The following is a 20,550-nucleotide window of genomic DNA, read 5'->3' as shown; positions in this document are numbered from 1 at the left end:
ACGAAGCAAATTTTTCTCACGCGTAATTGAGCTTTTTTGAATACCCTTTCTTTTTGGGATTGTTATATTGCAACCACAGGCCTGATAACAGGGCGCGATGCGGTAAGGTTCGCGACAAAAAGCATAAAAAATACAGAGGATACCCTATGTCACGTATAGATACTGTGGTCTGTACTGACGCCAGGAAAACAAAATATCGTTTTGTGGTTTTGACGATGATTTTCCTGGTGTATGCCATAAATTACGCCGACAGAACGAATATCGGCGCGGTATTGCCGTTCATTATTGATGAGTTTCATATCAACAACTTTGAAGCCGGGGCCATCGCCAGCATGTTTTTCCTGGGCTATGCGGTCAGCCAGATCCCGGCCGGCTTTTTCATTGCCAAACGCGGCACGCGAGGGCTGGTCGCGCTGTCGATTTTCGGTTTTTCTGCTTTTACCTGGCTAATGGGCACCGTGAGCTCGGTGTTTGGCCTGAAGATGGTGCGGCTGGGGCTGGGGCTTAGCGAAGGGCCATGTCCGGTAGGCCTGGCTTCGACCATTAATAACTGGTTCCCGCCGAAAGAGAAAGCCACGGCAACGGGCGTCTACATCGCCGCCACCATGTTTGCGCCGATCATCGTACCGCCGCTGGCGGTATGGATCGCGGTAACCTGGGGCTGGCGATGGGTCTTTTTCTCCTTTGCGATACCGGGAATTGTGGCGGCGGTGGCGTGGTACCTGTTGGTTAAGTCAACACCCGCAGAGAGCGGATTTGTTTCGCAAAGCGAACTGGAAGAGATTAACGCCGGGCGTGAAAGCGATAAAAACGCCGTACGGCAAAATATATTAATTGCCGATCGCTTTATCTGGCTGGATAAATGTATTCGGGTGAAAAAGCTTACCCCTATTGATACGGCGAAAGGATTATTTACCTCGAAAAATATTCTTGGCGACTGTCTGGCTTATTTTATGATGGTTAGCGTGCTGTACGGATTATTAACGTGGATCCCGCTGTATTTGGTTAAAGAGCGCGGTTTTGATGTAATGAGCATGGGCTTCGTGGCAAGTATGCCGTGTATTGGCGGTTTTATAGGTGCGATTGGCGGTGGATGGATTTCGGATAAGGTATTAGGCCGGCGACGTAAACCGACAATGATGTTTACCGCGATTTCCACCGTGGTCATGATGCTCATTATGCTAAATATTCCCGCGAGCACCTGGGCGGTCTGTGTCGGATTATTCTTCGTCGGTTTATGTTTGAATATTGGCTGGCCGGCCTTTACCGCCTACGGTATGGCCGTTTCGGATAATAAAACCTATCCGATCGCCTCTTCTATTATCAATAGCGGCGGTAACCTCGGCGGATTTGTTGCCCCGATGGCTGCGGGCTTTTTACTCGATCAAACCGGCAGCTTTAATTCGGTATTCACCTATTTTGGTATCTGCGCCGCAATAGGTCTGGTGGTGATTCTCTTTCTCGATGAGCCACAATAACGGAAATACATCCTGTTAATTAATATGACGTCATGTCATGGAGTGAAAATATGTTATTAAAAGATAAAGTCGCCATTATTACCGGCGCGGCCTCGGCACGCGGTTTGGGTTTTGCCACCGCCAAATTATTTGCTAAAAACGGCGCCAGCGTGGTCATTATCGACCTCAATGGCGAAGCCAGCAAAGCGGCGGCCGCGGCCTTAGGCGAAGGACATCTTGGCCTGGCGGCGAACGTTGCCGATGAAGTTCAGGTTCAGGCGGCGATGGAACAGATTCTGGCGAAATATGGCCGGGTCGATGTGCTGGTGAATAATGCCGGGATTACTCAGCCGCTGAAGCTGATGGATATTAAGCGCGCCAACTACGACGCGGTGCTGGACGTCAGCCTGCGCGGCACGTTGCTGATGTCGCAGGCGGTTATTCCGACGATGCGGGCGCAAAAATCGGGCAGCATCGTCTGTATCTCTTCGGTTTCCGCCCAGCGCGGCGGCGGTATCTTCGGCGGCCCGCACTACAGCGCGGCGAAAGCCGGGGTGCTCGGCCTGGCGCGGGCGATGGCGCGCGAGCTTGGTCCGGATAACGTCCGCGTTAACTGCATTACCCCGGGGCTGATTCAGACCGATATCACCGCCGGTAAGCTGACCGACGACATGACGGCCAATATCCTTGCCGGGATCCCGATGAACCGCCTTGGCGATGCGGTGGATATCGCGCGCGCCGCCCTGTTCCTCGGCAGCGATCTCTCTTCCTACTCGACCGGTATCACCCTGGACGTGAACGGCGGCATGTTAATCCACTAAGCGAGGCAAGCAGATGAAAATCACGGAATCACAAAAAGTTGCCGCGGCGGCGTGGCGTATACGCCGCTATGCCCTGCAAATGGGCGAGGTTCAGGGACAGGGCTACATCGGCCAGGCGTTAGGCTATGCGGATGTGCTGGCCACCGCGTTCAGCCACGCGATGCGCTACCGCCCGGAAGAGCCGGAGTGGGAAGGACGCGACCGCTTCCTGCTCTCGCACGGCCATTACGCCATCGCCTATTATGCGGCGCTGCTGGAAGCGGAAATTATCCCGCAAGAGGAGCTGGAGACCTACGGCTCCGACGACAGCCGTCTGCCGATGTCGGGTATGGCAACCTATACGCCGGGGATGGAGATGTCAGGCGGCTCGCTGGGGCAGGGGCTCTCCATTGCCGTCGGGATGGCGCTCGGCCTGCGGCAGAAGCGCAGCGCATCCTGGGTTTATAACTCCATGTCGGATGGGGAGCTGGACGAAGGGTCGACCTGGGAAGCGGCGATGTCGGCGGCCCACTACGGCCTGACGAACCTGATAAATATCGTTGATGTGAACAAACAGCAGGCGGACGGCGATTCGCGCAAAATCCTTGGCTTTGAGCCGCTGCATGAAAAATGGTCCGCCTTCGGCTGGTACGTGCAGCGCGTGGACGGCAACGATCTGGCGGCGGTGATTACCGCCTTCGACAACGCGAAAAATTATGCGGGCAACCAGCCGCGGGTCATTTTATGCGACACGCTGATGGGCAAAGGGGTGCCGTTCCTGGAAACCCGCGATAAGAACCATTTTATCCGCGTCGATGCCGACGAATGGCAAAAGGCGATTGCGGTGCTGGACGCCAACAAACCGGAAGGAGTGCTGTAATGAGCCAGAGTAAACCACGTTTAAAGACGTCGGCGATGATCGCCTCTATTGCTGATGAAGGCCAGGCGACCGTTTCCGCCCCGTTTGGCGTCGCCCTATCGAAGCTGGCGGCGCAGCGCCCGGAAATCGTCGGGATGACCGCGGATCTGTCAAAGTATACCGATCTGCATATCTTCGCCCAGGCCTTCCCGGATCGCTTCTTCCAGATGGGGATGGCGGAGCAGCTGCTGATGGGGGCCGCCGGGGGAATGGCGAAGGAGGGATTTATTCCCTTCGCCACCACCTATGCCGCTTTTGCTACCCGCCGCGCCTATGATTTTATCCATCAGGTTATCGCCGAAGAGCATCTGAACGTGAAGATCTGCGCGGCGCTGCCGGGTCTGACCACCGGCTACGGGCCGAGCCATCAGGCAACGGAAGATCTGGCGATTATGCGCGGCATCCCCGGGATGGTCATCGTCGATCCCTGCGATGCGCTGGAGATAGAACAGGCGGTACCGGCGATTGCCGACCACAGCGGTCCGGTGTATATGCGTCTGCTGCGCGGTAAGGTGCCGCTGGTGCTCGATAAATATGATTATCAATTTGAGCTGGGCAAGGCGAAGCTGCTGGAGGACGGTAATGATGTGCTGATTATCTCTTCCGGGCTGATGACCATGCGCGCCCTGGAAGCGGTTGCAAAACTGCGGGCCGATAATATCAGCGCGGCGGTACTGCACGTACCCACCATCAAACCGCTCGATGAAAAAGCGATCGTTGCGCAGGCGTCGAGGCCCGGTCGTCTGGTGGTGACCGCGGAAAACCACACGTCGGTTGGCGGGTTAGGGGAGGCGGTTGCCGCGCTGCTGATGCGCAAAGGCGTGCGCTGCGAACTGGATACCGTCGGTTTGCCCGACGAATTCCTGCTGGCCGGGGCGCTTCCGACGCTGCACGACCGCTACGGCATTTCCACCGCGAAGATGGTCGAAAAAATTAAGTATCGCCTGCGTTAGTTGTTTTCGCCGCCGCGTTCTGCGGCGGCGCTTGTTTATCGCCAGGACCGGGAGCAGTGGTTTGTTAGCCAGAGGATTCTTTTCGGCAGATTTTATGCGGTTCATCACAAAATCTGCTAGACTGCGCAGCTTCATGGCATTGTGGTTTTTGCCATCTCTTTCGCAATAATCTCCCTGAAAACTACGCCTGTGACGGGCCGGGGCGGTTCGGAGTTGTTATGTCTTTTGATTCCCTTGGCCTGAATCCTGAAATCCTGCGCGCCGTCGCTGAGCAGGGCTACGTTGAGCCAACCCCTATTCAGCAGCAGGCCATCCCGGCGGTATTACAGGGTCGCGATCTGATGGCCAGCGCCCAGACCGGTACTGGTAAAACGGCGGGATTTACGCTGCCGCTGCTTCAGCATCTGGTCCAGAAAGAACCGCACGCTAAAGGCCGTCGTCCGGTGCGCGCGCTGATCCTGACCCCCACGCGCGAGCTGGCGGCGCAGATTGGCGAGAACGTGCGGGATTACAGCAAATACCTTAACGTTCGTTCGCTGGTGGTGTTCGGCGGCGTGAGCATTAACCCGCAGATGATGAAGCTGCGCAGCGGCGTCGATATCCTGGTGGCAACGCCCGGCCGCCTGCTGGATCTTGAACATCAGAACGCCGTGAGCCTGGACAAAGTTGAAGTGCTGGTGCTGGATGAAGCCGACCGTATGCTGGATATGGGCTTTATTCACGATATTCGCCGGGTACTGGCGAAGCTGCCGGCAAAGCGCCAGAACCTGCTGTTCTCCGCAACCTTCTCCGACGAGATTAAATCGCTGGCGGAAAAGCTGCTGCATAATCCGCTGGAAATTGAAGTCGCTCGCCGCAACACCGCTTCAGAACAGGTGAGCCAGCTGGTGCATTTTGTCGACAAAAAGCGCAAGCGCGAGCTGCTGTCGCAGATGATCGGCGAAGGCAACTGGCAGCAGGTGCTGGTCTTTACCCGCACCAAGCACGGCGCTAACCATCTGGCGGAGCAGCTTAATAAAGACGGCATCCGCAGCGCCGCCATTCACGGCAACAAGAGCCAGGGCGCGCGTACCCGCGCGTTGGCTGACTTTAAATCCGGCGGCATTCGCGTGCTGGTGGCGACCGATATCGCCGCGCGCGGTCTGGACATTGAAGAGCTGCCGCACGTGGTGAACTACGAGCTGCCAAACGTACCGGAAGACTATGTGCACCGTATTGGTCGTACCGGGCGCGCCGCGGCAACGGGTGAAGCGCTGTCGCTGGTCTGCGTGGATGAACATAAGCTGCTGCATGATATCGAACGCTTGCTGAAAAAAGAGATCCCGCGTATCGCCCTTGCGGGCTATGAGCCGGATCCGTCGATCAAAGCCGAGCCGATTCAGAACGGTCGTCAGCAGCAGCGCGGCGGCGGCGGCCGTGGTGGCCAAAGTCAGGGCCGCGGCGGCCAGGGACAAGGTCGCGGTCAGCAGTCCGCGCCGCGTCGTACCGATGGCGAAGCGCCGAAAGCGCGAACTCAGGACGGTAAACCTCCTCGCCGTCGTCGCCCGCGCAAACCCGCGGCGGCTGAGTAACCCTATCCCGTCACTCCTGCGGGCATAGCCGCGAACGCGCGGCCATGCCCCGGATGGGTTATCCGGGTAAGGCTCCTTGCCCGGCATGCTCTTCGCTCACGTTGAACCTCGAGCGAGATTCCAGTTTGCTCAGAAAGACATTCCTCCCGATGGCGAAAAAATGGCACAATAGTGGCTGTTTATACAGTATTCAGGTTTTCTCATGGCTTTGACCGCAGCGCTGAAAGCGCAAATCGCCGCCTGGTATAAGGCGCTTCAGGAACAAATTCCTGACTTTATTCCCCGTCCTCCGCAGCGGCAGATGATCGCCGATGTGGCGAAGACGCTTGCCGGGGAAGAGGGGCGGCATCTGGCGATAGAAGCCCCGACCGGCGTCGGTAAAACCTTGTCATATCTGATTCCCGGCATCGCCATTGCCCGTGAAGAACAAAAAACGCTGGTGGTCAGTACCGCCAACGTTGCTCTGCAGGACCAAATCTACAGCAAAGACCTGCCGCTGCTGCGCAAAATCATTCCCGACCTGCGATTTACCGCCGCCTTTGGCCGCGGGCGCTACGTCTGCCCGCGTAACCTGGCCGCCCTTGCCAGCACCGAACCGACGCAGCAGGATTTACTGGCCTTTCTTGATGACGAACTCACGCCCAATAACCAGGCGGAGCAGAAGCTGTGCGCGACGCTGAAAGCGGATCTCGATAGCTATAAATGGGACGGCCTGCGCGATCATACCGATAAAAACGTTGATGATTCACTATGGAGCCGCCTGAGCACCGACAAAGCCAGCTGTCTGAACCGCAACTGCCACTACTACCGCGAATGCCCCTTCTTCGTCGCCCGCCGGGAAATCCAGGAGGCCGAAGTGGTGGTGGCGAACCATGCGCTGGTGATGGCGGCCATGGAGAGCGAAGCGGTGCTGCCGGAGCCTAAGCATTTGCTGCTGGTGCTGGATGAAGGCCACCATCTTCCGGAGGTGGCCCGCGATGCGCTGGAAATGAGCGCGGAAATTACCGCCCCGTGGTACCGCCTGCAGCTGGATCTTTTTACGAAGCTGGTCGCGACCTGCATGGAGCAGTTTCGCCCTAAGACCACGCCGCCGCTGGCCAATCCCGAACGGCTGAATGGGCATTGCGAGGAGCTCTACGAACTCATCTCCTCCCTGAATAACATCCTCAACCTGTACATGCCGGCCGGGCAGGAGGCTGAGCACCGCTTCCCGATGGGAGAGCTACCGGCGGAAGTGATGGAAATCTGCCAGCGGCTGGCGAAGCTCACCGAGACGCTGCGCGGTCTGGCGGAGCTGTTCCTTAACGATCTGGGCGAAAAAACCGGCAGCCACGACGTGGTGCGTTTGCACCGGGTTCTGCTGCAGATGAACCGCGCGCTGGGGATGTTTGAGAGCCAAAGTAAACTCTGGCGGCTGGCATCGCTGGCGCAATCCTCCGGCGCGCCGGTGACCAAATGGGTTACCCGCGACCTGCGGGATGGCCAGATGCATATCTGGTTCCACTGCGTGGGGATCCGCGTCAGCGAACAGCTGGAGAGGCTGCTGTGGCGCAGCGTCCCGCATATCGTCGTCACCTCTGCGACGCTACGCTCGCTGAATAGCTTTTCGCGTTTGCAGGAGATGAGCGGGCTGAAAGAGAAGGCGGGAGACCGCTTTGTGGCGCTGGACTCGCCCTTCAACCACGTCGAACAGGGCAAAATCGTCATTCCGCAGATGCATTACGAACCGCTTATCGATAACGAAGAACAGCATATCGCCGAGATGGCCGCCTATTTCCGGGAGCAGGTCGAGAGCAAAAAGCATCTCGGCATGCTGGTGCTGTTCGCCAGCGGAAGAGCGATGCAGCGCTTTCTCGAACACGTTACCGATCTGCGCCTGCTGCTGCTGGTTCAGGGCGATAAGCCTCGCTACCGGCTGGTCGAGCTGCATCGCAAACGCGTAGAAGGCGGCGAGCGCAGCGTACTGGTTGGGCTGCAATCCTTCGCGGAAGGGCTGGATTTAAAAGGCGAGTTGTTAAGCCAGGTGCATATTCATAAGATCGCGTTCCCGCCGATAGACAGCCCGGTGGTGATTACCGAAGGCGAATGGCTCAAAAGCCTCAACCGCTACCCGTTCGAAGTTCAGAGCCTGCCCAGCGCGTCATTCAACCTGATTCAGCAGGTTGGCCGCCTGATTCGTAGCCATAGCTGCTGGGGAGAGGTGGTGATTTATGACAAACGCCTGTTGACCAAAAACTACGGTAAGCGTTTATTGAATGCATTACCCGTATTTCCGATAGAGCAGCCAGCCGTCCCTGAGGTTATAGTAAAAACTAAAACAAAACAGACGCGTCGCAAACGGCGTTAGCGGTGCAGTGTCGATGATGTGAGAAGCTCAGAGGAGCCTGCAATGGACTACAGCAAAATCATTAAAGAAGTCGGGCGCGGCAAAAATCACGCCCGCGACCTGGACGTGGAGACGGCGCGCGCGCTCTACTCGCGGATGCTTAACGGCGAGGTGCCTGAGCTCGAACTCGGCGGCATTCTCATTGCCCTGCGCATCAAGGGCGAAGGTGAAGCGGAGATGAAGGGCTTCTATGAAGCGATGCAGAATCATACGATGAAGCTGACGCCGCCGGTCGCTAAACCGATGCCGATAGTGATCCCCAGCTACAACGGCGCGCGCAAGCAGGCTAACCTGACGCCTCTGCTCGCCGTGCTTCTGCATAAGCTTGGCTTCCCGGTGATTGTTCACGGCGTGAGCCACGATCCCACCCGCGTGCTGACGGAAACGATTTTTGAACTGATGGGGATCCCGGCGACGCTTCAGGCGGGCCAGGCCCAGGCGCGGTTAGACAGCCATCAGCCGGTTTACGTGCCGGTCGGCGCATTGTGTCCGCCGCTGGAAAAACAGCTGGCGATGCGCTGGCGCATGGGGGTGCGTAACAGCGCCCACACGCTGGCCAAGCTGGCGACGCCGTTTGCTGAAGATGCGGCGCTGCGCCTGTCGAGCGTTTCGCATCCTGAATACGTTGGCCGGGTGGCGAAATTCTTTGCCGAGATCGGCGGCCGGGCGCTGCTGATGCACGGTACCGAAGGCGAAGTTTACGCCAATCCGCAGCGCTGTCCGCAGATCAGCCTGATTGACGCGGCCGGTACGCGGGTGGTTAACGAGCGTCAGGATGGCGCAGCGGAGCAGGCGCTCGTCCTGCCGGCGTCAAAAGATCCCGAAGTGACCGCGCGCTGGATTGAGCGCTGTTCTGTAGGGAGCGAGCCGTTGCCGCAATCGCTGAAAATTCAGCTGGCCTGCTGTCTGGTGGCGACCGGCGTCGCCTCCTCTCTGGAGCAGGGGCTGGCGAAGGTGGCTGAGAGCTGGTAACTGTATCGGCAGGCAAAAAAAAGCCCGTCCAGTGGCATGGACGGGCAAGGCAAGGGTATTAAAGGATCTTATAGGGTTAAAACAGTGGCATTACAGAGTGTTGCTACAGGAAATGCTGGCGATTATTTGTAGATAACCGCGGTACCGCTCAGTTTGTTGTTGCTGTTAGCGGAGGTAATGCTATAGCCGGTCGCGCCAGCGGCCTCTGCTTTTTCAGCCAGTTTGGCTTCCAGTCCATCCAGCGTCGTCGCGCCTTCAGCAGAAACCACACCGATTTTGTTCATGCTCTCTGCCTGAGCCGATGTGACCGGCTGAGCGGCGAACGCGCCGAAAGACAGAGCGGACAGGGCGATAGCGGCAGCAGCGTATTTGATGTTTTTCATAATTAATCTCTCGCAGGTTGTTCTGTATAGGGGACGATGTTCCGTCGATGTGATAAGTATCACGGTTTTTGGCGGGAGATAAAATCGAAGGAAATTAACAATCTCAATCTAATTTTTTGAATGATTATTAATTTATTGAATATTAATAAATTATTTTAGCCGGTGGCGGCGAAACCGGTTGGGACGGCATTCAGCGGGCTGGAAGGGCACATTTTGCCACTCCGTTTGCCAAAAATCGTGCGCGAAAAGTTAATGCGATATGCGGTAATGAACGGTAAATATCGGTCAGCGAAGCTGGCTATCTTTGGAACCTCTGCGATTATATCCCGAAAATGTATTGTTATGTAAATCTTTCTCCTGTTGGCATTTAACGCAGTATTTGACTCCCGCCACCGCCCGTCGGCGCGCCTCAGGAATCGGCTCTCCGCATTCTTCACAAAATTTGTTGCTTTCGCCCGATGACAGCTCATTTCGCGCCCGGGCTATCGCGTCGTTGATGGTGCTGTCGATCTGTTCCTGCACCGCGTCATCATTTGCCCAACCTGATGCCATAGTTCACCTCGCTATCTCTTCTCTCTTTAGTATAGAGAATATGGGGGTAAAAAATGACCAGACAAGGCTCAGATCTCTGACCATTCGCGCAGCAGGTTATGGTACAGATTAAGCAGAGACAGCACTTCGTCGCTTTCGCCGTGGCGGCTTTTTAATTTCTGAATATTGCCATCCAGTTCAAACAGCATACTGCGGCGTTTATCGTCACGGATCATTGACTGAATCCATAAGAACGAGGCGACGCGGACGCCTGAGGTCACCGGGGTGACGCAGTGCAGGCTGCTCGAAGGGTAGAGCACCAGGTCCCCGGCCGGGAGCTTAACCGCGTGCTGCCCGTAGGTGTCGTTGACGACCAGCTCACCGCCAGCGTAACTTTCCGGAGCGCTTAAAAACAGGGTGGCGGAAAGATCGGTGCGCATCCAGCCGCCCTGCGCCTGGCTGCGCACCGCGCCGTCGACGTGAAAACCGTAAGTTTCGCTCTGCTGGTAGCGGTTGAACAGCGGGCTGGAAATCGCCTTCGGCAGCGCGGCGGCAAAAAAAAGCGAACTGCGGTTCAGCGCCGCCAGCACGTTGCCCTGAAGCTCGGCGTAGAGGTTGCTGCGGGTGTCCACCTGCTGGTTATTTTTGACCTGAGCGCCCTGGTCGCCGGTCGTCACGCGCCCGTCAACCCATTCCGCCTGCTGAAGCTGAGCGGTAAAATCGTCCACTTCGTGAGGGGTGAGAACGGCGGGAATATGGTACATCATCGTTTTATCTCCTGAGAAAACGGGGCGTTGCCGCCCCGCCGTGGATCAGAAATGGATATTGGCGGTAAGCAGGAAGGTCCGCGGCTCGCCCGGGTGATAACGGTAGCCGCTCTTGTTAATCGAGGCGACGTAGTCGGTATCAAACAGGTTGTAGACGTTCAGCTGCAGGTCGAGATTGCGGTTAATGCGGTAACCGACTTTAGCATCGGCCACCCAGTAGCCTTCGGTATAAGAAGGCGTGCCGACCGCGCCGTCGCTGCCGCGATGCATGCTGCCGACGTATCGCGCGCCGGCGCCGACGGCGATCGCATCGGTGGCCTGGTACTGGCTCCAGAGGGTAAACGCGTGCTCTGGCGTATACGGCAGCGCGCTGGTGCCGTCCTGGGCGGTGTTCGCGCCTTCACGAACGCTTGCATGCTGTTGGGTATAGCCGCCGATAACCTGCCAGTCAGGAGTGATGTTACCGGCCAGCGAAATCTCATAGCCTTCAACGCGTTTCTTACCATACTGCGAATAGCTGCCGTCGTCGTTCTGCTCGACTTCGTTTTCAATATCGGTGCGGAAGAGGGCGGCGGTCAGCAGCAGGCGTTTATCCATCAGCTCCCACTTGGTGCCGAGCTCGCTGGTTTTGGCCTTCTGCGGTTTAAAGTCGGTTCGGTTGGCGCTGCTGCCGGTGCCGCTTTGCGCGAGGGTAAAGTTGCTGCCTCCCGGCGGCTGCTGGGAAACGGCGTAGTTGACGTAGAGATTGCCGTTATCGGTCAGGTGGTACAGCGCGCCGGCCTTCCAGTTAACCAGGTTACCGCTGGTTGAGGTATCGACGGTGGTGAGCGGGGTATTTTTCGCGACCCCGGTCGGGCAGGCAATGGCGCCGCGTCCGGTACCGCCGCACAGGCTGGCGCTATCATATTTGGTCTGGTAATTGTCCAGACGGATCCCGCCGTTAAGTTCGAAGTCCTGGGAAATTTGCAGGGTATCGAAAGCATAGACGCCGAAGGTATCCGTCTGCCCGTTAGCGTTGGCGCTGCTGCGGTTCAGGCCGCCGATGGAGATGTCGCTGTTCGGATGGTAAATATTCACCGCCGGAGGCGTGAGCGGATAGACCCCGTAGTTGGTCTGGGTTTCACGGGTGAATTCCACGCCGGTGCTGACGTCATGACCGATAGCGCCGGTGTAGAACGTCGACGTCAGGTTAGTCTGGTTGGTCAGGATCTTGTTGCTGATGTCTTTGGTATTCGCCAGGCGCGACCAGGTCCAGGTGCCCACATCGTCAGGGTTTGGCTGGGTAATGTTTGACGCTCCGCCCATCACCGCGGTCATCAGATAATCCTGCTTCACGCGAGACCAGCGGGTAGTGTTGCGGATCGTCGTCGTGTCGCTCAGGTCGTGCTCGAAACGCATTGTCACGGTATCAGTCGTGGAATCATCGTAGTCGGAATCGGTGCCGTAGAAGTTGCTGGTAGCGACCTTGCCGGAGTGATTCAGCGCTGAGGTGGCGGCGTTGGGAGCGGAATAGCCCGGCAGCCCGATGGTAGGAATGCCGCCGTCGGGGGTGTTGTGCTGGGTCACGTGCAGATAGTTAAGGTACAGGCGGTTCTCGGTGCCGAGACCAAATGCCGCCGATGGCGCGACGCCGTAACGCTCGTTTTTCACCTTGTCCCGGCCCGCGTCGTGGGTTTTCTCGCCCATCAGATTCAGACGCACCGCGCTGGTTTCGCCAATGGCCTGGTTAATATCCAGCGTGCCGCGTCGGAACCAGGCGCTGCCAGCGCTGGCGGAGGCGTCGATACCGGAATCGAGGCGCGGCTGTTTGCTGATCATATTGATCGAGCCGGTCGGCGCACTGCGCCCATAGTCGGAGCCTGACGGCCCCTTGATGACTTCGACCTGTTCGGTATTAAACGTATCGCGGCTGACGCTGCCAATATCGCGGATACCGTCGACGTAAATGCTGTTGGAGGTGTCCGCACCGCGCATGTAAATGGCGTCGCCGGTGGTCGAGTTGCCGTTTTCGCCAGCAAAGAAAGCGCCGACGCCGGGGACGTTTTTCAGCGCGTCGGTAAGGTTAGTGACCCCCTGATCCTTCATCACCTGCTCAGAAACCACGGTAACCGTTCGCGTGGTGTCGGCGATCGGCCGTGAAAATTTTGGATCGGCGGAGCGGGTCGGCGCGTAAAGCGATGGCGTCTGCGCTTCGACCACCAGCGTTTCGCCGCTAGTATTTTCAGTGCTATCCGCTGCAAGTAGCTGGCCGGACGGAGAAAGACTCAGGCATAAGCCAGTGAAGAGCGTGAGCGAGTTAAAACTGCTGAACGGCAAATTGTTATTTTTTTCCATTTCAATAAGTGACTTATCGTTTTAATTAGGCCATAACGACCGCAGACGAAGCGTTGCTTCGCCCCGACCACTGCAGGTGATTTCTATACAAAGTAATGAGTTTGATAATGATTGTGATAATCATTATCAAAAACGAACGAATTTTTATCACTCATTTATAAAAAAATAAATACATTTATTTACATTGACCGCAATTTTTCTACATAAAGCGCACGGGGAGGGGTAGCTTAAGGCGGGGATACGGAAATCAGCAGCCCGGCCTGGGCAACGGAGATATTGCCGGCCGGGAAGTACGCTTAGCGGGCGTCCGGACGAATAAGATCAAAACGCAGGCTTTCATCAATGCCGTAATAGGCGCTTGGCCCTCCGGCGCGCAGAATTGGTTGGGCCTTGGCGGTCTGGTAAATTCCGTCATCCAGCAGCGATTCATCGATATGCACCGCGACCACTTCGCCCAGCACCAGCCAGGTGTCAACCGCTTGCCCTTCGGCGGTGGTTAACTGGATGCATTGTGAGAGGCGACACTCGAAGTTTACCGGGCTTTCGGCGACCCGCGGCGCGCTGACGATGCGGCTGGGAGCGGCAGTCAGTCCGGCGCGGATGAATTCATCTTCGTTATGGGGAAGGGTGGCCGAGGTTTCGTTCATCGCGACCGCCAGAGGGCGGGTGGCCAGGTTCCAGACGAACTCTTTCGTCTCAGCGATATTCTGCACGCTATCTTTCCAACCGCTGCTGGCAAAACCAATAATGGGTGGCCGATAGTTAAAGCAGTTGAAAAAACTGTAGGGGGCGAGGTTACGCTGGCCGCTGTTATCAACGGAAGCTATCCAGCCGATGGGCCGCGGCCCGATAATAGCGTTCAGCGGGTCGTGAGGCAGCCCGTGTCCGTGCGAAGGTTGGTAGTAGTACATACGATACCCGTGACAAAAAAAGAGATATCCAGACTCACTTATTTACCGCGCCGCCGTCAACGGGTATCTTACGCGGCTGTTCAAAGGAGATTGCCATGAAAGCCCAGAAACCGGGGTTACACCCGCGTAACCGTCACCAACAACGATACGACCTGCCCGCGCTGTGCCAGGCCCACCCTGAGCTACAGGGCTTTATCACCCTTAACCCGGTGGGTGAGCAGACCATCGACTTCGCTAACCCGCTGGCGGTGAAGGCGCTGAATAAAGCGCTGCTGGCGCACTTCTACGCGGTGAAACACTGGGATATACCCGACGGCTTTCTCTGCCCGCCGGTACCGGGCAGGGCGGACTACCTCCATCATCTCGCCGATCTGCTGGCGCTGGATAGCGGGACCATCCCGGCCAACGCCAGCATTCTCGATATTGGCGTTGGCGCAAACTGCATCTATCCGCTGATCGGCGTGCATGAGTACGGCTGGCGCTTCACCGGCAGCGAAGTGAACGCCGACGCCTTCGCCAGCGCCCAGGCTATCGTCAACGGCAATCCCGGCCTTACTCGCCAGATCCGCCTGCGTCGTCAAAAAGACGCCAAAGCGATTCTGACCGGCATTATTCATAAAAATGAGACCTACGACGCAACCCTGTGCAACCCGCCGTTCCATGATTCCGCCGCCAGCGCGCAGGCGGGCGGTGAGCGTAAGCGTCGCAACCTGGGGCTGGGCGAAGAGAGCGTGCTGAACTTTGGCGGCCAGCAGCAGGAGCTGTGGTGCGAAGGGGGCGAGGTCGCGTTTATTACGCAGATGATTCAGGAGAGCCAGCAGTTTGGCCGTCAGGTGAAGTGGTTTACCTCGCTGGTGTCTCGCGGCGACAACCTGCCGCCGCTCTACCGCGCGCTGACCGACGTCGGCGCGGTGAAAGTGGTGAAAAAAGAGATGGCCCAGGGGAATAAGCAAAGCCGCTTTATCGCCTGGACCTTTATGGACGAAGCCAAACGTCGCCGCGCTTTATAACGTCGGCTCGGCGGGAGCCGGCGGTCCCGCCGGCGCTGGCATCGGCAGAACCTGGTAAGTTTGTACCGGCGCCCGCACGCCCGCGAGGTCAAAGTGTCGTTTTACCTGAGTATCAAGAGCGAAGCGGACCGTCCACTGCTTCAGCGGCAGAGTAGTAAAGGTGACGCGCAGGGTGAAGGCAGTGTTGCTTAAGCCCACCAGCCCGGCGAAGGAGGGCTCGCCAATGATCAGCCCGCGAATCTCTTCCTGCGCCATCACTTCCGCGACCGCGTCTTTCAGCGCCTGGTTGGCCTTATCCAGATCTTCTTGCCGGTCAACATCATAGTTGGCCACCACCGAGCCGATCCCGCGCACGAAGTTGGCGAAGGTGGTTATCGAAGACCACGGAATAATATGATAGGCGCCGGTATCCTGGCGTACGCCGACGGAACGAATCGACATACGTTCTACCGTCCCGGTTAACGGCCCGATGGTCACCAGATCGCCGGTATTCATGCCGTTCTCAAACTGGATGAAAATCCCGGTAATAATATCTTTAACCAGGGTTTGCGCGCCGAACGAAATCGCGAGGCCCAGCGCGCCGGCGCCGGCCAGCAGCGGGGCGATATTCACACCCACTTCCGAAAGCAGGATCATGATAGTAATGGTGCTAATGACGACCGCCAGCGCGTTGCGAAACAGCGTCAGCAGCGTTCGGGCGCGGGCGCTGGGCAGCGGGCGGCCGTGAATATCCGATGCCAGACGGTTTTCAATCAGGCTGGCGAGCAGCGTCCAGCCAATCGCCGAGAAGAACAGGATCAGCGCGATGCGGATCAGCACATCCACCGCTTTTTGCCCGCTGCCGTTATGCATCCACTGCCAAAAATCGAACAGGCCCCACGCGCTGAGCAGCAGCATAATCGCCACGCAAACCGTTAATATCCGCGCCGCTTTCAGCGAGGCGGAGATCCAGCCGTTAAGCCGTTTTTGCAGTTCAGGATAGTTGCGCTGGGTTTCCGGCGACAGGGTGATGGTTTTCGCAATCCAGCGCGACAGAATACCGGAGACCAGCGCGGCGGCACCGATGATGGCCAGGCTGCGCAGCGTCGCGCCCATCATAAATTTCAGGCTGTTGCCGGGGTCGAACAGCGAGAAGAAAAACAGCACGATAAAGTAAGCGCAGGCCAGCCAGTGCCAGATCAGCGCAAAGGCGCGGATAAACAGGCTAAAGAATGCCAGCGAGCGGTCGGCGAGATGGATGAGTCCTTGAGTAATCAATTTCTTATTGTGAAATATCAGATACAGCGCCCAGAGCGTAATGCACAGCATAATCACCACGTTGGCCAATGCGCCAAACTGGACGTTGACCTGGTTGGAGATAATCGGCACCGCGACGATGAGCCCGTAGCCAATCAGGCTGCTCAGCGCGCTCAGGCGCAGGTTCCAGTATTTCGCCGCGTCATCGCTGAGGTTGAACGGGCGTAGCTCCGGGATGCGGGGGCAGAAAATGAGCCGCAGAATGGCCTTGAAAAATTCAATCAGCGCGAAGGCGTTGAGAAACAGGCTTTGCTGGAAGGCGATGGTGGGATTATTACCGTTCAGGCGGTCGCTTAAAAGCTGGCCCACGAAGAGGGTGAGCGCCAGCAGAAGCAGGTCGAAAATAAACGCGCCGGCGATCGTTGCAGGTAGCTGAAGCCAGTTGCTGCGGTCGCGGTTTTTATGCCGTCCCCAGTGACCCATCTTGCGATACAGCGGCAGGGCCGCCAGGCGTACCAGCCACCAGAACGCAAATACCAGACCTGCCAGCAGCAGGAAATGCCAGGCGGCGCTGGTGAAGGTTTGTGAATTAAACGCTTTGTGCGGAGAACCGGTGATGTTGCGCCACAGCTGGGAGAAGCGCGAAGAGAGCTGTTCGCCGTATTCGCGGCTGATGTGGGTGACGTTCTCCAGCACCGTGGTCTCATCTTTTATTTCCGGCGGCGTCAGCGTCGGCGTACTGTCCGGCGGCGGCGTGGCGGCGGCTTTCCGCAGCTGATCGATAAGCTCCTGACGAGCATCGGCGTTTTCAAGCACGTCGGCCAGCGCGCCGTAGGCCGCTTTCTTCTGCGCCAGATCGGGTTCGCTACTGCTGGACTGATCCGTTGTGGCTGCCGGAACGCCGGGCAGCGTCGCGGCCCAGAGCGGAGCGGTGAAGAATAGGGCAAGCAGTAACAAAATCCGCGGCACAGGCACCTCCATTGCATCTCAAACCAATAAGTATAGAAGACGCGATTCGGAGAGTGGGGTTGGGATGATTCTGGAAAGCGGCTCTCCCGCGAAGGGAGAGCCGGAGGCATCAGGCTACGTGCTGCAAAAACTCGCGCAGGCGCGGGCTGGGCGGGTTATTCACCAGCATCTGCGGATCGCCATCTTCCGCAATGCGCCCTTTATCGATAAAGATCAGGCGCGAAGCCACTTTCTCGGCGAAGCCGATTTCATGGGTAACGATAACCATGGTCATGCCTTCTTCGGCCAGATCCTGCATTACCTTCAGCACTTCATGACGCAGTTCGGGGTCAAGCGCGGAAGTGGGCTCATCAAACAGCATCATTTTCGGTTTCACCGCCAGCGCCCGGGCAATGGCCACGCGCTGCTGCTGCCCGCCTGAAAGCTCAGAAGGGTAGTGGTGCGCGCGTTCCGCGAGGCCGACTTTCTCCAGCAGGTCTTTCGCCAGTTTTTCCGCCGCCGCTTTATTGGCGCCGCGCACGCGCAGCGGGCCAAACATCACGTTTTCCAGCGCCGTCAGGTGCGGGAACAGATAAAACTGCTGGAACACCATCCCGGCTTCCTGGCGAATCAGGCGCTCGTCAACCTTCGGGTCATTAACCTTCAGGCCGTCGACGATCAGATCGCCGCTGGTAATCTCTTCAAGTTTATTAATACAGCGCAGCAGGGTCGATTTACCGGAACCGGACGGCCCGATAATCACCACGACTTCGCCCTGGTTGATCTTCAGATCGATATCATGCAGCACCTTGGTTGGGCCAAAGTGCTTGGAAACGTTTTTAAATTCAATCACAGGATTTTCATCCTTCTTTCAAGACGACGCAGAACAAAGCTCAGCACCAGGGTGATGATCAGATAGATAACCGCAACGGCGCTCCAGATTTCCAGCGCGCGGAAGTTACCGGCAATAATTTCCTGGCCCTGGCGGGTCAGTTCGGCCACGCCGATGACGATAAACAGCGAAGTATCTTTGATGCTGATAATCCACTGGTTGCCCAGCGGTGGCAGCATACGGCGCAGCGCCAGCGGCAGGATCACGTAGCGAATGGTTTCCCGACGAGAGAGGCCCAGCGCGAGGCCGGCTTCGCGAAAGCCTTTATGGATCGACAGCACCGCGCCGCGGGTGATTTCCGCAATATAGGCGCCGGAGTTGATCATAATGGTGACCACCGCCGCGGAGAACGGGTCGATACGTAAATCGCTAAACGCCATGGGTAGAGCGAAGTAGATGAACATCACCTGCACCACAATCGGGGTGCCGCGGATGATTTCGATAAAGACCAGCGCGATGTGGTTGGCAATCCAGCCGCCGAAACAGCGGGCGAAACCGGCCACCAGACCGATTATCAGACCGCCGACCAGGCCGAGGACCGAAATCCACAGCGTCATTTTGGCGCCTTCCAGCAAAATAGGAATGGCGGGCCAGATGGCACTCCAGTCAAACTGCATAATGTGTTCCTGTTACCGTCTCGAAAACAGAGGAAAACCCTCTGAGAAAACTATTCAGGCCTGCTGAGGGGGTAGCCCGGAGCGCTCCAGGTCTACCAGACCACCGCAGGCCTGGAAGAGAGCATCGCTAATTATTATTTGGGTTCAGTACCGAACCATTTTTTATAAATTTCATTGTAGGTGCCGTTCTCACGCAGCGTTTTCAGCGCGCCGTTCACTTTTTCGCGCAGCTCGTCGCTGCCTTTCGGGAAGGCGATACCGTAGTTTTGCGCTTCCAGCGAGTCGCCTACCGCTTTGAACTTGCCGTTGCCCGCCGTTTTGATGAAGTAAAGGATGTTTGGCGTATCGTGCAGAACCGCATCGGCACGACCGGTGCCCAGTTCCATATAGGCGTTATCGATGTTCGGGAACTGGCGCAGATCTTTGGTTTTGATATTCGCTTTTGCGTAATCGACGGAACCGGTGCCGCCTTTCACGGCAACCACTTTACCGTTCAGATCTTTGACATCCTTAATATCGTTGTTATTGGCGTTGACCATGACCAGCAGGCCGCTTTTGTAGTAGCCATCTGAGAAGTCGATGGCTTTTTTACGCTCGTCGGTGATGGTGATCCCCGCCAGCGCAAGGTCGATGTTTTTGGTTTGCAGCGCCGGAATAATGCCGCTGAAGTCCATTGGCTTCAGGGTGTAATCGAGCTTCAGCTCTTTTGCAATCGCTGCCCACAGGTCAACGTCGAAACCAACATACTTATCGCCCTGCTTAAATTCGAACGGAACAAACGCCGTATCGGTCGCGACAACCAGTTTTTTATCAGCGGCGTGAGAAGAAACCGCAAAAGCCAGGGTCAGTGCAGCCAGTGAAACTTTAAATACAGACTTCATAGCATTTCCTTTTTTATCCACGGGACGATCCCCTGCGAGAACAAGTTGCCTTATGAAAATATCATGCCAGTTTTACAACCTGTTGTTTTATAACAATCAGGATGAATCCTGTTGCACAATGTTGATAACGGACAACGTTAAATGCACCATTATGGGGCGTTATTTTGGTGCATCATAAGAGCATCGCATAACACGAGCATTTTTAGCGCAAACCCTGATGTTAAAACAATCTCGGCGTAACGATTGTGTGAGGTGATTATTACAATTGATTTACTTTTGCACGTATTTTGAACATTCTCATGCACTGAGGTGGTGCGTGGTGGGGGGGGTGGAAGTAAATAAAAAAAGCCGCCAGCGTGGCTGACGGCAGTTGGCGTTACTCGATATTGGCTTCGATGAACCACAGGAATTTATCCAGGTCGCGGGAAGCGGCGGTGAAGATATCAGCGGTGTCTTCATCTTTGGCTTCATCGATGGCTTTACGCACATCGTTGGCGACGATGGCATAGCGGTCGGCCAGCTCTTTCAGATGGTCCTGGACGCTATGGATATCCAGCGGGTAGCTTTTCAGCGGGCTTTTGCTGTTGATGACTTGAGTGGTACCCAGCGCTACGCCACCAAGCTGTACGGCACGTTCTGCCATCGTATCAAGGTGGTCGACGAGCGCAGTGCGGAAGCCGTCCAGCATCTCATGAACGGCAATAAAGTTTGCACCGCGCATATTCCAGTGAGCCTGTTTGGTAATCAAAGACAGGTCAATGAACTGGATCACCTGGCGATTCAGCAGCTCAACGGTCGCCTTCTTAGCGCTATCAGCGACGTCGTTACGGGTATAGAGCAGATTCGTTGCTTTAGTTTTAACCAGTTTTGCGGTACTCATAGTGTCATATCCTCTTGATATATGTACTCGTCATACTTCAAATTCGAATTATTCGGAGCGTCTCATCCCAATAACTTGCGGAATTAAGTATAGCAACGGATC

18 protein-coding genes are annotated in these 20,550 nt (G+C 56.7%); 8 read left to right on the top strand and 10 right to left on the bottom strand.

From position 1 onward, the window contains the following. Positions 1 to 146: 146 nt before the first annotated feature. The 7 genes from GUC22_RS18380 (at position 147) to ybiB (ending at position 9,058) form a co-directional block, all read left to right on the top strand. A complete protein-coding gene (locus GUC22_RS18380; RefSeq protein ID WP_160183714.1) occupies positions 147 to 1,478 on the top strand; it encodes an MFS transporter in 1,332 nt (443 codons plus the stop codon). A 50-nt stretch (positions 1,479 to 1,528) separates the two neighbouring features. Next, positions 1,529 to 2,278 (top strand): SDR family NAD(P)-dependent oxidoreductase, encoded by a 750-nt coding sequence (locus tag GUC22_RS18375; protein WP_024360134.1) that lies wholly within the window; start codon positions 1,529 to 1,531, stop codon positions 2,276 to 2,278. Positions 2,279 to 2,291: 13 nt separating this feature from the next. After that, positions 2,292 to 3,137: a transketolase gene (locus GUC22_RS18370; protein ID WP_154963915.1), complete on the top strand. Its 846-nt coding sequence runs from the start codon at positions 2,292 to 2,294 to the stop codon at positions 3,135 to 3,137. Then, positions 3,137 to 4,129: a transketolase family protein gene (locus GUC22_RS18365; RefSeq protein WP_049087279.1), complete on the top strand. Its 993-nt coding sequence runs from the start codon at positions 3,137 to 3,139 to the stop codon at positions 4,127 to 4,129. Before GUC22_RS18370 ends, GUC22_RS18365 begins: the two co-directional genes overlap by 1 nt. 218 nt (positions 4,130 to 4,347) lie before the next feature. After that, positions 4,348 to 5,700, top strand: a complete 1,353-nt coding sequence (rhlE, locus tag GUC22_RS18360) for an ATP-dependent RNA helicase RhlE (protein WP_049087280.1) — start codon at positions 4,348 to 4,350, stop codon at positions 5,698 to 5,700. 202 nt (positions 5,701 to 5,902) lie between these two features. Beyond that, a complete protein-coding gene (gene dinG, locus GUC22_RS18355; RefSeq protein ID WP_024360130.1) occupies positions 5,903 to 8,047 on the top strand; it encodes an ATP-dependent DNA helicase DinG in 2,145 nt (714 codons plus the stop codon). 42 nt (positions 8,048 to 8,089) lie between these two features. Beyond that, positions 8,090 to 9,058: a DNA-binding protein YbiB gene (gene ybiB, locus GUC22_RS18350; protein ID WP_024360129.1), complete on the top strand. Its 969-nt coding sequence runs from the start codon at positions 8,090 to 8,092 to the stop codon at positions 9,056 to 9,058. 122 nt (positions 9,059 to 9,180) lie between these two features. Here ybiB and ybiJ read toward each other — a convergent pair whose 3' ends face one another. The 5 genes from ybiJ to GUC22_RS18325 form a co-directional block, all read right to left on the bottom strand. Then, positions 9,181 to 9,441 (bottom strand): DUF1471 family protein YbiJ, encoded by a 261-nt coding sequence (gene ybiJ, locus GUC22_RS18345; RefSeq protein ID WP_004130722.1) that lies wholly within the window; start codon positions 9,439 to 9,441, stop codon positions 9,181 to 9,183. A gap of 285 nt (positions 9,442 to 9,726) precedes the next feature. Further along, positions 9,727 to 9,993: a DksA/TraR family C4-type zinc finger protein gene (locus tag GUC22_RS18340; RefSeq protein WP_004130731.1), complete on the bottom strand. Its 267-nt coding sequence runs from the start codon at positions 9,991 to 9,993 to the stop codon at positions 9,727 to 9,729. Between the two features lie 68 nt (positions 9,994 to 10,061). Beyond that, complete coding sequence (gene ybiX / locus GUC22_RS18335; protein WP_064342383.1) at positions 10,062 to 10,739, bottom strand: PKHD-type hydroxylase YbiX; 678 nt, start codon at positions 10,737 to 10,739, stop codon at positions 10,062 to 10,064. Between the two features lie 45 nt (positions 10,740 to 10,784). After that, positions 10,785 to 13,073, bottom strand: coding sequence for a catecholate siderophore receptor Fiu (locus GUC22_RS18330; RefSeq protein ID WP_160183713.1), 2,289 nt, complete (start codon positions 13,071 to 13,073; stop codon positions 10,785 to 10,787). 296 nt (positions 13,074 to 13,369) lie between these two features. Continuing rightward, positions 13,370 to 13,984, bottom strand: coding sequence for a flavin reductase family protein (locus GUC22_RS18325; RefSeq protein WP_082237397.1), 615 nt, complete (start codon positions 13,982 to 13,984; stop codon positions 13,370 to 13,372). A gap of 95 nt (positions 13,985 to 14,079) precedes the next feature. On the opposite strand from GUC22_RS18325, the gene rlmF reads away from it, so the two are divergent. After that, positions 14,080 to 14,994, top strand: a complete 915-nt coding sequence (gene rlmF / locus GUC22_RS18320; RefSeq protein WP_024360126.1) for a 23S rRNA (adenine(1618)-N(6))-methyltransferase RlmF — start codon at positions 14,080 to 14,082, stop codon at positions 14,992 to 14,994. On the opposite strand, the gene ybiO is transcribed toward rlmF, so the two are convergent. The 5 genes from ybiO to dps form a co-directional block, all read right to left on the bottom strand. Beyond that, positions 14,989 to 17,199, bottom strand: a complete 2,211-nt coding sequence (ybiO, locus tag GUC22_RS18315) for a mechanosensitive channel protein (RefSeq protein WP_049085302.1) — start codon at positions 17,197 to 17,199, stop codon at positions 14,989 to 14,991. The genes rlmF and ybiO overlap by 6 nt on opposite strands. A gap of 109 nt (positions 17,200 to 17,308) precedes the next feature. Further along, positions 17,309 to 18,031, bottom strand: coding sequence for a glutamine ABC transporter ATP-binding protein GlnQ (glnQ, locus tag GUC22_RS18310; protein ID WP_004849106.1), 723 nt, complete (start codon positions 18,029 to 18,031; stop codon positions 17,309 to 17,311). Further along, a complete protein-coding gene (glnP, locus tag GUC22_RS18305) occupies positions 18,028 to 18,687 on the bottom strand; it encodes a glutamine ABC transporter permease GlnP (RefSeq protein WP_004100490.1) in 660 nt (219 codons plus the stop codon). Before glnP ends, glnQ begins: the two co-directional genes overlap by 4 nt. Positions 18,688 to 18,821: 134 nt before the next feature. Beyond that, a complete protein-coding gene (gene glnH / locus GUC22_RS18300) occupies positions 18,822 to 19,568 on the bottom strand; it encodes a glutamine ABC transporter substrate-binding protein GlnH (RefSeq protein ID WP_004135178.1) in 747 nt (248 codons plus the stop codon). 376 nt (positions 19,569 to 19,944) lie between these two features. Further along, positions 19,945 to 20,448: a DNA starvation/stationary phase protection protein Dps gene (gene dps / locus GUC22_RS18295; RefSeq protein WP_004130751.1), complete on the bottom strand. Its 504-nt coding sequence runs from the start codon at positions 20,446 to 20,448 to the stop codon at positions 19,945 to 19,947. Positions 20,449 to 20,550: the final 102 nt, after the last annotated feature.

It is taken from the genome of Klebsiella sp. MPUS7 (genome assembly GCF_009905335.1).
Lineage (GTDB): Bacteria > Pseudomonadota > Gammaproteobacteria > Enterobacterales > Enterobacteriaceae > Klebsiella > Klebsiella grimontii.
The sequence above is the reverse complement of the archived record's forward strand: the minus strand, read 5'-3'. Positions and strand labels throughout refer to the sequence as shown.